General features: G+C 43.1%; 11 protein-coding genes and 2 tRNA genes. All 13 read right to left on the bottom strand.

Annotation, left to right across the window (positions count from 1 at the left end; all coding sequences use genetic code 11):
- Positions 1-166: 166 nt before the first annotated feature.
- Positions 167-1,090 (bottom strand): site-specific tyrosine recombinase XerD, encoded by a 924-nt coding sequence (xerD, locus tag FLL45_RS02150; RefSeq protein ID WP_142888140.1) that lies wholly within the window; start codon positions 1,088-1,090, stop codon positions 167-169.
- A gap of 3 nt (positions 1,091-1,093) precedes the next feature.
- A complete protein-coding gene (locus tag FLL45_RS02145) occupies positions 1,094-1,588 on the bottom strand; it encodes a methylated-DNA--[protein]-cysteine S-methyltransferase (RefSeq protein ID WP_142888139.1) in 495 nt (164 codons plus the stop codon).
- A gap of 198 nt (positions 1,589-1,786) precedes the next feature.
- Positions 1,787-1,862, bottom strand: a tRNA-Lys gene (locus tag FLL45_RS02140).
- 111 nt (positions 1,863-1,973) lie between these two features.
- Positions 1,974-2,049: transfer RNA gene (locus FLL45_RS02135), tRNA-Lys, on the bottom strand.
- Positions 2,050-2,189: 140 nt separating this feature from the next.
- Positions 2,190-3,656, bottom strand: coding sequence for a sensor histidine kinase (locus tag FLL45_RS02130; protein WP_142888138.1), 1,467 nt, complete (start codon positions 3,654-3,656; stop codon positions 2,190-2,192).
- Between the two features lie 51 nt (positions 3,657-3,707).
- On the bottom strand, positions 3,708-4,445 hold the full coding sequence (locus tag FLL45_RS02125; protein ID WP_142888137.1) for a response regulator transcription factor: 738 nt from the start codon (positions 4,443-4,445) through the stop codon (positions 3,708-3,710).
- A 78-nt stretch (positions 4,446-4,523) separates the two neighbouring features.
- Entirely contained in the window at positions 4,524-5,249 is a 726-nt protein-coding gene (locus FLL45_RS02120) for a spondin domain-containing protein (RefSeq protein ID WP_142888136.1), read from the bottom strand.
- Between the two features lie 12 nt (positions 5,250-5,261).
- Positions 5,262-5,957 carry a spondin domain-containing protein gene (locus FLL45_RS02115; RefSeq protein WP_142888135.1) on the bottom strand — a complete coding sequence of 232 codons (696 nt, stop codon included), beginning with the start codon at positions 5,955-5,957 and terminating at the stop codon, positions 5,262-5,264.
- A gap of 176 nt (positions 5,958-6,133) precedes the next feature.
- Complete coding sequence (locus FLL45_RS02110; RefSeq protein ID WP_142888134.1) at positions 6,134-7,318, bottom strand: IscS subfamily cysteine desulfurase; 1,185 nt, start codon at positions 7,316-7,318, stop codon at positions 6,134-6,136.
- Between the two features lie 91 nt (positions 7,319-7,409).
- On the bottom strand, positions 7,410-8,177 hold the full coding sequence (locus FLL45_RS02105) for an RNA methyltransferase (protein WP_142888133.1): 768 nt from the start codon (positions 8,175-8,177) through the stop codon (positions 7,410-7,412).
- A 569-nt stretch (positions 8,178-8,746) separates the two neighbouring features.
- On the bottom strand, positions 8,747-9,226 hold the full coding sequence (locus tag FLL45_RS02100) for a hypothetical protein (RefSeq protein WP_142888132.1): 480 nt from the start codon (positions 9,224-9,226) through the stop codon (positions 8,747-8,749).
- Between the two features lie 290 nt (positions 9,227-9,516).
- Positions 9,517-10,584, bottom strand: a complete 1,068-nt coding sequence (gene lptG, locus FLL45_RS02095; protein WP_142888131.1) for an LPS export ABC transporter permease LptG — start codon at positions 10,582-10,584, stop codon at positions 9,517-9,519.
- Positions 10,577-11,704 carry an LPS export ABC transporter permease LptF gene (lptF, locus tag FLL45_RS02090; RefSeq protein ID WP_142888130.1) on the bottom strand — a complete coding sequence of 376 codons (1,128 nt, stop codon included), beginning with the start codon at positions 11,702-11,704 and terminating at the stop codon, positions 10,577-10,579. Before lptF ends, lptG begins: the two co-directional genes overlap by 8 nt.
- Between the last annotated feature and the right edge of the window lie 167 nt (positions 11,705-11,871).

Below are 11,871 nucleotides of genomic sequence, written 5' to 3'. Positions count from 1 at the left end.
TATAACTAACTTAGATTAGATATGTTTCTATTATCGGCAAAATATCATGTAACAGAATGCTAGGGCAGAGAAATTGAAGACAAACGGTTAAAAAAAGCGATAATTTGCTGATAATTATCACTTTTTATCACAAAGCTTAGATAAGCCAAGCCGCCTAAATCTTAGATTACCCGCGCGGATGATGCACCGCATGCAAATTCTTTAATCGTTCTTTGGCGATATGGGTATAAATCTGCGTTGTTGATAAATCACTGTGGCCTAATAGCATTTGCAAGGTTCTTAGGTCAGCCCCATGGGCCAGTAAGTGCGTCGCAAAAGCATGTCGTAAAGTATGTGGCGAGAGGTGTTTTTTAATTCCCGCTTGTTGCGCGTAAAACTTAATCCGATACCAAAACGTTTGCCGCGTCATTGCTTGACCCCTTTTCGAGATGAACAAATGATCACATGCTCGATTGCCCAGGAAATTGGGACGAGTTGTTTTTAAATATCGCTCAACCGCATCGGCAGCATTCTCGCCGAAAGGCACTAAGCGCTCTTTACTGCCCTTTCCTAATACTCGAAGAACCCCTTGGTGTAAGCTTATTTGAGAAAACTCGATAGCGATTAATTCGGATACCCGCAAACCACTCGCATACATTAATTCAAGCATAGCTAAGTCCCTAATACCCAGTAAGTCTTCTTTATCGGGAGCCGCTAAAAGCGCTTCAATATCGGACTCTGATAGCGAGTGTGGCAGAGATTTAGCAAGCTTTGGCGAGACAATTTGTGCAGTCGGATCTTTCTCTAATAAGCCAGTTTCCAAGCAGTAACCAAAAAAACGTCGCAAACAGGACAGCATTCTTGCGGTTGAACGCGCAGAATACTGATGAGCACCACGCGCTGCGACAAAGGATTGTATCAATCCGTTGTCAGCCTCAATCAGGGAAGACGACTGTAGCGCCAACCATCTTGCAAATAAGGTCAGATCGGTACGATAACTATTCAAGGTGTGTTGACTGAGACCATCGTGCATCCAGAGATGATCAACAAATAAACTGATTTGCTGTTCGTCGGCTTGAGTTAATTTCGCTAATTTTAACCGTTTAGGCATTTGCTAGACGGCCTCTAAAGGTAACTGGCTAGAAAGCGGTGCTAAGCCCTCAATTTGCAGTAAACGCTGTTTGATAGTCGGTAATTCGCCCTGAACAGCCCCGGCAAATCCGCCGAGTCCATTTGCTGCCACTATTCGATGGCAGGGTACGACAATTGGCGTTGGATTTCGGCGACACGCATTACCTATCGCCCTAGCACTCGTACCAAGTTTTTCGGCCATTTCACCGTAAGTCATGACCTGACCGCAAGGGATTTGGTTCAATGCATCCCAAACTCTGCGCTGAAAGTCGGTCCCCTGGCCCATTATATCGATTTCAAACTTGGCTTGCGGCCGATCAAAATAATTCAGTAATTGTCGCTGTATGATTTTAGCAACCTTTGATACCGGTGCTTTTGATTGAGTTTGTCCGGAAAACTCAATGGTTTTTAGCCGTTCGCTCTCAAGAGTCATCTTTAATCCGCCAACAGGCGACTGGATAATAAAGGTTTCAATCATAATCGGGTATCCGCTGCTTTTTGTTCATGCTATCAAGCAAAATTCGGTAACACCAGCTCTCAAGTAACAAGCGTCACAGGAACACAAACTCCTTTCCCTGAGACTTAAGAAATGACGGCAGCAAACGGACAGTTTGGAATAAAGTATCGAATAAATAATAGGCAATAAAAAAGCCTCCAAGGTGGAGGCTTTTCGATATGGTGGGTCGTGGGCGATTCGAACGCCCGACCAATTGATTAAAAGTCAACTGCTCTACCGGCTGAGCTAACGACCCGAAAGGGTTAATAAGTCCGGTTTTGTTATCACCGGGATTTCCAGTACCCAAGTGGCACCTGGATGAAAAGAGTGCATTAAAAAAGCCCCCATATCTGGGGGCTTTTGAATATGGTGGGTCGTGGGCGATTCGAACGCCCGACCAATTGATTAAAAGTCAACTGCTCTACCGGCTGAGCTAACGACCCGATGCGGAGCGCATTATGCTAGATTTCAAAAAAATTACAAGTATTTTTTTTGAAAAACCATAAATTCCTGAGTTTTGCCTAACTAAGCATCAATCTTAGTCAATCTTTGACGAAAATTCCGCACTTAACCACCTTTTATTTCATGCTCTTAAAGGTAATGCGAATGAGAAACTTGCCCCGCCTTGCGAATTATTTCGCGCGGAAATTTCGCTCCCTAATACTCTGACCAATTTTCGAGTAATCGTCAAACCAAGACCGATATGCCTATTCTCATCGTCAACCGCCTGCTTCCCTCTAAATCTTGCGTCAAACAAACTGGGAAGTTCCTGTTGGTTTAAACCGGTTCCGTTATCATTGATTTCAAGGGTAACTTGATTGACTTTGTTGTCGGTACTCGCTTGGAGGATAATCTCACCATTTTCTGGAGTGTGCCGTATGGCATTCTCAATTAGGTTCGTCAATATCCGCTCAAGTTTTGCAATGTCAGTATTGAGCATCAACTGCTCATTATCCAATAATACTTTTAAACTAATCGACTTTTTGCTTGCTAATCCCGAAAACTTATCAACCGTATCATAGAGCAAGTCAGCAATTGGAAACGACTCCTTAGTAACCGTTATTTCACCCGACTCGAGGTGAGCCAATTCAAATATTTGATCAACAAAACTCTTCAGCGAATTAGCATTTTTTAAACTTTTATCAACATAGTTAAGATTTTCACGTTGCGTTAACTCACCCGCTTTTAACTTGATAGTCTCTAGAAATCCTTGCAAAGAAGATAGCGGTGTTCGTAAGTCGTGTGAGAGATGCGCTAATAATTCTCTGCGATCTTTGTCAACAGATTCTAGTTGTACGATTTGCCGGTTCACTTGACTAATCAGTTGATTGAATGCCAATGTTAATTCAGCGACTTCGCCACTTTTTGACTGCGACTCCAATGGCGTTAGCGTCTCTTGGTTTAAACGAGCTTTTAGTGTCGTTACTTGGCTAGCTAATTGCTTGAGCGGACGTACAAATAATTTAAAACTAATCAACAAACAAATAAATAGAAAGACTAAAGAAGCCGCCGCTAGATAGCCCATGACTCTTAATTTTTCATTGTTTTTTGCCGATGAGAAAATACTATCGTATTTTTGTCCGCCTATTATTACATAGAGATACCCGGTTAACTCTTCACCGGTTTTTACTTCAGCAACTGAAAAAATCTTCTGCTTATTGCTGCGAGGGTCATCCGCATAAAGCGGAAAACTCATCTGTTGATTAATCGACCAATTAATCGGTTCCAGCGAGACGCTGTCTCGAATGACTTCACCAGGTTTTGCCGAGTAAGTTAAGATTTTACCCTCTGGATCAAGCACATAAAATTCAAAGTTTGGCCCCAAAATCATCATGGAATGAAACAAATTTTCAAGTGCTTTTTTATCGTATTTGCCTGAGGCAAGTAACGGATTATCTTGAACTAAATACGCAGCCAAATTCCGGTGTAACTCTTGTTCTGCCTTATCTCTTGAGGCAGCTTCGAGAGACTGTAGTATTAAAGCGAAAGCGCCAACTAATAGAACAAACGTTGTTAGTAATGTAAGCGCGAGTTTCTGATATAGATTCATTGATTAATTTTTATTGGTTTATTTTTTAAAAGGTTGGCTGTTCCATTAGTGCTAATGATGAATAAAACAATTTTCCGTCTTGAGTTTGTAGCCAACGCCCCAAACCGTTTGAATAATCGAATTGTTACCGACCGCAGTTTGCAGTTTTGTTCTCAATCTATTGATGTGAGAATTGACCGTATGCTCGTAACCATCGTGGTTATAGCCCCATACGCAGTCCAACAGCTGTGAGCGCGAAAAAACCTGCTCTGGATGAGTCGCAAAGTGCTTGAGCAAATCAAACTCGCGCGCTGTTAAGTCGAGTCTTGCTTCGTGAACTTTGACTTCCCTGCAGGTCGAGTCAATCGATAAATCGCCGACAACATGTCTTTCACTTTCGCCCTTATCATGAGCATTGATAACCGATTGAAAGTAAGACTTGCTGCGACGAATTCTCGTCCTAACTCTCGCTTGTAACGCTGGAATACTAAATGGTTTGGTCATGTAATCATCGGCGCCCGCTTCTAAACCAATAATTTGATCAAGTTCTGAACTTTTTGCGGTTAACATTAGAATCGGTTGCTGAGGATTGAATTCTCTGACCTTCTTGCAAACCTCCAACCCATTTAATCCAGGTAACGTCAGATCTAGCACGACTAATGCATAGTGTTTGTTGGCGATTTGAGTCACGGCTTGGTCACCCCGGTCACAAGTATCACACTGGAAAGAAAGATCCTCGAGATTAACTTTTAATAATTCAGCAATATCTTTGTCGTCTTCTACGATCAAGATTGAATCGGTCTCACTCATTTTACGTATGAGGTTAACCGAAGTTAACCTCCTCCATTTATCACTTTGGCTCACAGCGACACCGATTCTTTGACTCAACTATTGAACACGAGAAATGGTTACCCGCATTACTGGGTTATCAAATCGATGTGACTCGTTTAGTACTGAGTTACTCGCTCCATCATCACTGGTCACGACGCCAGGATGAAGTGATACAAAATCGACATCATCTCGAATACTATTGAATCCTTCGCCACCGTCAGCTGGACCGGGAATAGTGCCTGCCATTTCGCTATTTGCCTCGGTTCCAGCATCGTAACTATTAGTCACATAAGAAACAGACCGGCCTGTTGGCAAATTTGTTACATCGACTCGATTTAATCCTGAAATAGCGTCATTGGTATTGACTAACATGGTCGCCATTGAAATATACGCTTGCCCCATAAGCGGCACTCTCATGGTGAGAGATTGGCTACTTCCTGGCGGTATAATTTCGGCGCCATTTAAAGATGATGCTGCAAAGTCTGCTGTTAATAGCATACTGTTATCACCACTCTCTGCTAGGTTTTCCAATGCAACGGACGCAGGTTGATTCAAAGTCCAAATCGCCCCTTCGCTATGGCTAATAATCGCTAGCGGCGACAAAGGTTGATTGTTGGTTAAGTTGATAACATCAATAGTAAACACTTTCTGTTGAGGCTGTGGTTCCGCTTGGACAGGTTGTTGAGAAACATTGTTACCACTGTCACTACAACCCGCCAACAGTAACAAACTAAAAGCCAGTGCTCCGCTCAGTGACCGATTTGATTGATTGATAAATTTCATGGTGACCTCCGCTTAAAGCACTTCTATCTGCAAGCGAATCACAGGGTTCAACCAGCGATGGACACGACTATCTAAATCACTTTTTCCAGCGGTTGCATCGTCATCTCCAAGTACACCGCGATGAATGTGAACGGTCTGGTTGGTTTCGATATCAGTCACACCTGTTCCATTTGTACCCGCATCACCTCCAGGTGCGGCTGGAATACCTGGAACACCCGGTGCGCCGCCACCGTTCACAATTTCATCATTGGCTTCAGTTCCCGCATCGTAGGCATTCAGATTAACGGTGTAGACGCCTGGTTCTGAAGGTATACTCCACGAATCTAATCCTGCAAATCCATCATTAGTCGGCAATAACATGGAAACCATTGAAAGGTAGTTTAAATCTCCCGTATCAATCGTAAAACTGGCATTGCTGCCTGGCGCTAAAAGCCCACCGGCGGGGTTTTCAACGACTACCGCGCCAACACTATTAAGTAAGCTAACAAAGCCACTGATGTCGCCACCCTCTGCGACCGCTTGGAGCTCGCTCGATGCTGGTTGGCCAGTCGCAAACATACGTGCCGAATCGTCATGTCCAGCAACCACAAAAGGGGTAAAGTAAATGCCTTGTGTCAAGTTAGTGATAGTGACATTAAGTTGCGCGGCGTGAATGTTTGAAGCGCCGGATGCAATCATTGCTGCTAGAAGTGTTGTTTTGAATTTCATTTTTGTGTCCTCTGGTTAAAATCTGGACACAGATTAAAAGACGCAATTCTCAATTGCGTCACGAAATTATCACAAAACTTTCACAAGCGAATGATGATTACAAATTGAGATGAGGAAACTGATTGATTCGTTACTATTACTATAAAGTTATTTTCTAGTTTATTCTAAAGTGCTTCTTAATTGGCGATGTGCTTCAACTTCTCTTGCCATTCTGGCGACATCGCTCGTAGCCTATCAACACCACGCTGGACGATTGCAATAGCCTGGTTCACTTCTTCTTCCGTGGTGAAACGCCCAAAGGAAAAGCGTAAAGAAGAATGTGCCTGCTCGTCAGTAAGCCCCATCGATTTGAGGACATAAGATGGCTCAACGCTTGCTGAAGTGCAGGCTGAACCTGAGGAAACTGCAATGTCCTTTAACGCCATTAAAAGCGTTTCGCTATCGACATATTCAAAACGAATGTTAACGATTCCCGGGACTGTTCTAACAAGGTCACCATTGACGTAAACATCACCTATGGCGCTCACCGCCTGGACAAACTTTTCTTTAAGCGCGCGTATTCTTTGCGCCTCGCTATCCATTGAATTGCGTGCGATATCGAAAGACTCTCCCATACCAACAATTTGGTGAGTTGCTAAAGTCCCCGATCGCAGGCCTCGCTCGTGTCCGCCCCCATGAATTTGAGCTTCTACACTCGGTTGCATATTTTTGCGAGCATAAAGCGCACCAATACCTTTTGGACCATAAATTTTATGAGCACAAACAGAGATAAAATCGACCGGCATTTGAGTGACGTCCAGTGCCAGTTTACCCGCACTCTGCGCAGCATCTGTATGCATGGGAATATGATTCTCGTGAGCAATTCTTCCGATAGCGGCAATGTCTTGTATGGTACCAATCTCATTGTTGACATGCATAATAGAAATCAAAATGGTGTCGGATTGAATCGCATCTCGTACTGCTTCGGGCTCAATGATTCCTTCAACACTTGGCTTTAAATAAGTGACTCGAAAGCCCTGTTCTTCAAGGACTTTACATGTATCCAAAACGGCTTTGTGCTCAAAAGCGCTGGTAATAATGTGCCCTTTTTTATGCGCCGCCGCTATCCCTTTGAGGACCAGATTATCGGACTCAGTGGCGCCAGATGTCCAAATAATTTCTCTTGGATCAGCCCCTAGAAGATCGGCTACCTGATTTCGCGCGATATCGACAAGTTCTTCCGCTTGCCACCCATAACGATGTGAGCGAGAAGCGGGATTGCCAAAGCTCCCGTCCATTGTTAAACACGCCATCATTTTCTCCGCAACCAAGGGGTCAACCGGTGTAGTTGCGGCATAATCTAAATAAATCGGTTTCTTCATACTGCTATTCGCTCGACCATAAACTTAGTTATAGTCGCACTCTCATCATTCATTCAATACTGTCGTTAATTCATTCCTATTGTAACTTTTCTCAATTACTAGGTGAATCTTTCTCTGCTGCAATATTACTCGTTTTTGCGCACTGATATTCAACGGATCGAAGAAAGCCTCTGAGAATATTCATTTCTGACTGCGTTACTTCCGCTTTATTGAGTAGCCTGTTCAACCGGATATCAATCTGTTTTTCGTGATCGGGCATCAGATAACCTGTCTCACGCATAACGGTTAAAAAATGCTCAAGCATTCCATCAAACTGTGCGCGATTAATCGGCTCTTCGCTTTCAACCACCGGTTGTTCCGGCAATAAATCACCTTCGGCAAAAGCGAGTCGCAATTCATAGCAAATAAGTTGGACCGCAGAAGCCAAGTTGAGAGAGGAATAATCAGGATTGGTCGGGATATAGACATGGTAGTGACATAAATGAAGTTCTTCATTCGTTAAGCCGGAGTTTTCGGTGCCAAACAAAATAGAAACGGGAGTCTTAGTCGGTGACTCTTGAATAATTTCCGTCAGCTTTCGGGGGGTGATTAACTTACTCGGCAAGCTTCTGGTTCGTGCGCTGGTTCCAACGATCAACTTGCTCTCTGCAATAGCGGTATTGAGATCTTCAGTGACCACCGCATCGGCAAGAATATCAGTCGCGCGTGATGCCCTCTCCGTTGCTTCCGCACTCGGATACTTTTGCGGATTAACCAGAGCTAACCGAGATAACCCCATGACTTTCATCGCGCGCGCAGTTGCACCGATATTCCCGGGGTGAGTTGTGTGGGATAGTACTACCTGAATTTTATCTAACATCGTTATTTTATTTTAACGGGACAATCGAGACGAGTGCGCATGCTATCAGAAAAAGACGGTAGAAGTACAAGACCTAAATTATTTCGCAAGTAACGATTAAAATATTTAAGATAAAAGTGATGAATTCAGGAAAAATTCTTGCTCAAAGCTTGACGTTTATTCAACAAATTCAATATTTATAGAATATTTGGAAATAATCAACCGATTTATTATTACCATCATTTGAAGCATCAATTGCGACTACCCTTAAATCGCCTTGAAACTACTCGATTTGCGCTTTGAAAGTCGCTCCGAGCGACTCCCCAATGCGTACACATTCATGGTCTATAATTTTTTTAGTTTCAGTGGTTTCCAGTCACATTTTGTAACTTGTACGTTAGCGATTTAAGAAACTATTTGGCGATTTTTTCGTCTTAATATATGCAAACAAGAGAGTTTCCAGTTAATTCCTTGTATTTCTCCCATCATGGAGCCTATCCCCGGCCTGATCTGCCAATCTGTCCGGGTTTTTTTTTGCTTATTTTCGACAGTTAATCTTAAGCCATTTACTGTATCGTTCGACGTTGAGGTTAGCCTTTTCGGAATGCAGAAACGATGTGATGAGTTTGTGAAGATAAAATTTCCCAGCACCGATCAAATCTTGTTTCAAGAAATGCCGCTTCTCTAAGTTGCTTTAACGAGATAAACCCACCTTCTGTTTCTAAAATATGTTTGCTCTTAGTGCTCGCCACGAGCAGGGCGTACTCAAGCAGTTTTTCTTCGGCACCATAGCGGCGGTCATGTTCACTTGAGGTATTAATTTCTTTATCATAAAAGTTTGGATCATGCTCCAGCATATTTTCATTAAGCATCGGTTTAATCATTTTTAACACTTGCTGACGCCTGGCAACCGCGACGATTGGTGCATCACGACCATTTTTCTTTTTTAGAGTAGTAACAACTTTGGTATTTTCGATTTCCTGATTAATGCCTAATAGCTCCATTAATGGAATGATATCAGCGCGGTCCTCATCAATGGCGAGCCCAAAAAAATCTAGAAGTTTCAGCATGGCTTATCCAACCGTATTTGTCCCAAAAGATTATTGTTAGCATTTCACTGTTTAGTACTGAATGGTTACTTATTTATCGCCTTATATTATTCATTTTAACTTGGCAGAACCCAGTTTAATTCAGAAATTTCAGATACTTAGTTAATTGGATTCTCTTCGAGTATAGCAGAAACCGAAGAAAACTCACTCCTCCAGCAACATTCAATCGAATCTGCGTGATTTATCTCAATAATCAGCTCGAATCCGATTTCACCGTTAGATCAACTTGCTTGATTAACCCACCCGCTTGATTAACCTGCTCGTTTCATCAATAAGTATCCGAGCCCCGCAAAAAGCAATAGCGGAGTCACTGCGCCAACGAATGGCCAAATATTGAAAACTAAACTGACCGGACCAAAGGATTGGTTGGCTAAATGGAATACAAAGCCCAACATGACTCCTGACAATATTCGCGCTCCCATTGATACATTGCGCATCGGCCCAAATATAAAAGACACGCCAACAAACATCATCACGGCAATAGCCAAAGGTTGCATCACTTTTCGCCAAGCCGCTAACACGTATACTTCAGCTTGCATACTGTTCTGTTTTAAATAGTCGATGTAGCTCAATAACCCCGACAAATTTAAGGTGTCAGGCTCTAAAATGAGGGAGTCAATCTGATCTTGATCGAGTGGATTAATCCACATTCTAGACTCACTATTTGATGTCGTAATTTCATTATCTGAAAATTCAATTTCAGTCACGTTTTGCAAAAGCCAATATTGGCTTTGTTTCTGTGCGGTATCGGCTTTTATGATTTTCTTAAGCGCTCGAGTCTCGGACAACTCATAAATATTAATCTCGGTCAAACGTCCATCGGTCAATATATTGCCTAATTGTATTACTTGATTTTGATATCGCGCCCACAGCCCGGTTTTCGAAACGCTCAGCTCTCCGCCGCTAATCGCGGCTGTTCTTAATTGTTGTGCCGCCTTACTTGATATCGGTGTGACAAGTTCACCAATCAACACCACCAACAACATGAGCACCAACGAAGACTTTATCGCCGAGCCAGCTATTCGCCAGGTTGTGACCCCCGCGGCTCGCATTACGGTAAGTTCACTGTTAGCAGCCATTGCACCTAACCCAAAGAGCGTCCCAATTAATACGCTCATTGGAAAAAACTCCATAATACGGCTGGGAAACATCAGCGCAACAAACAGAAGCGCGTCCGATAATTGATATCCACCTCGGCCAAGGTCACCTAACTCATCAATTAAACTAAAAAGGCTGCGCAGTGCCGCCAGTAATAACAGCATCATCAAGCTTGCGCCGATAACCTGCCTTGCTATGTACCTATCTAGCAAATTAAACATTGACAGCCTTTTGGTGAGATTGTGATTGCTTTTTAGGCTTGCGTTTAGTCGGTCTAAATAACCAAAAACAAAACCCTATTGCTATCAGATGTGTCCACCACAAGCCAACAAACTCTGGGAGTTTTTCTGACTCAATAAAGCGACGCCCATTCATCATCAAAAGTGCATATGCCAGATAAATCATTATCGCTGGAAATAGACGTGAGAACTTACCTTTTCGCGGTTGGGTTCTGGCTAAAGGTACAGCCATAAAACAGAGTACAATGATTGACAGTGGTGCCGCTAAACGCCAATGCAATTCAGCCCACTCTGCAGCACTCGGTGAGTCGAGCAATTGCGCGGTGGACAGAGACTTATTTTTGAGCGAGAGCGACTCCGCCTCGGGTGGCTCGACTCGCATAAAATAAGCGCCATACTCGGTTATGCTCCACTGGCTAGTCGCTTTATCAAACGAGTAGGTCACACCATCCTCTAGCACCAGATAATCTTGAGAGCTGGCCTCGCCGCGTTTGTCTTGGCCCGACTCGTTCCAAAAACGGCCTTTGTTTGCCGTTTGGACTTGGATGTTTTCGTTTGATTCGCCTAAGCCGGTTACTGCAAACACTCCCTGGATTTCACCGGCATTATCTTTTGATTCGACAAAAACGACTCCGGTTCTCGATAAATTCTCTTGGAAGCGCCCTGGAGAAAACGCACCGAATTTTGCTTCCGCTTTCTCTTTTGCGAGTAAGGTTTTGGTCTGATAACTCGACCAGGGGTTGACATAAAAAGAAAGTGCCGCAGATAAAATCGCGAGTATGACAGCTACGGGCAAAATGTTTTTTGCAAGTTGCAATTCGCCTACCCCAACGCTGCTGATTACAGCCATTTCGTTATCGCTATAAAGCCGACCGAAAGTGAGTAAAATGGCGATAAAAAATGACAATGGTAATAAAAAGCCTGCCATCGCCGGTAACTGTAATCCGAGCAAACTGAACACCGATGCGGAAGAAATTGTGCCTTCTACCGCTAACTGTATATATTTGATAAAACGAGTACTGATAAAAATTAAGATCAGAACGACTAAAATCGCGCCGCAAGTGCGCAGAATTTCGCTATTAATGTATCGCTTTAAGATCAAATTATTTACTCAGAAAAGTGTCACTTTTACTTAATAATTAACGATTTTTACGTTAAACTTGCGTTTTTATAAGCTTTTGTATCTGTTCAAGGCTGAATTGCCTCGAAAATTGCGCTCAATATACCATAGCTTTGAGTGCACCAACAGCTTTCAAGACAAGCACTTTC

This window comes from Aliikangiella marina (assembly GCF_007004765.1).
Taxonomy (GTDB): Bacteria; Pseudomonadota; Gammaproteobacteria; order Enterobacterales; family Kangiellaceae; genus Aliikangiella; species Aliikangiella marina.
This window is presented reverse-complemented; position numbering and strand designations above follow the sequence as displayed.

What these genes read in the sequence shown, in the direction of transcription:
- FLL45_RS02130 (WP_142888138.1), bottom strand. Translation starts at nt 3,656, where the DNA reads ATGAATCTATATCAGAAACTCGCGCTTACATTACTAACAACGTTTGTT.
- lptG (WP_142888131.1), bottom strand. Translation starts at nt 10,584, where the DNA reads ATGTTTAATTTGCTAGATAGGTACATAGCAAGGCAGGTTATCGGCGCA.
- FLL45_RS02125 (WP_142888137.1), bottom strand. Translation starts at nt 4,445, where the DNA reads ATGAGTGAGACCGATTCAATCTTGATCGTAGAAGACGACAAAGATATT.
- FLL45_RS02120 (WP_142888136.1), bottom strand. Translation starts at nt 5,249, where the DNA reads ATGAAATTTATCAATCAATCAAATCGGTCACTGAGCGGAGCACTGGCT.
- FLL45_RS02110 (WP_142888134.1), bottom strand. Translation starts at nt 7,318, where the DNA reads ATGAAGAAACCGATTTATTTAGATTATGCCGCAACTACACCGGTTGAC.
- FLL45_RS02145 (WP_142888139.1), bottom strand. Translation starts at nt 1,588, where the DNA reads ATGATTGAAACCTTTATTATCCAGTCGCCTGTTGGCGGATTAAAGATG.
- FLL45_RS02115 (WP_142888135.1), bottom strand. Translation starts at nt 5,957, where the DNA reads ATGAAATTCAAAACAACACTTCTAGCAGCAATGATTGCATCCGGCGCT.
- xerD (WP_142888140.1), bottom strand. Translation starts at nt 1,090, where the DNA reads ATGCCTAAACGGTTAAAATTAGCGAAATTAACTCAAGCCGACGAACAG.
- FLL45_RS02105 (WP_142888133.1), bottom strand. Translation starts at nt 8,177, where the DNA reads ATGTTAGATAAAATTCAGGTAGTACTATCCCACACAACTCACCCCGGG.
- FLL45_RS02100 (WP_142888132.1), bottom strand. Translation starts at nt 9,226, where the DNA reads ATGCTGAAACTTCTAGATTTTTTTGGGCTCGCCATTGATGAGGACCGC.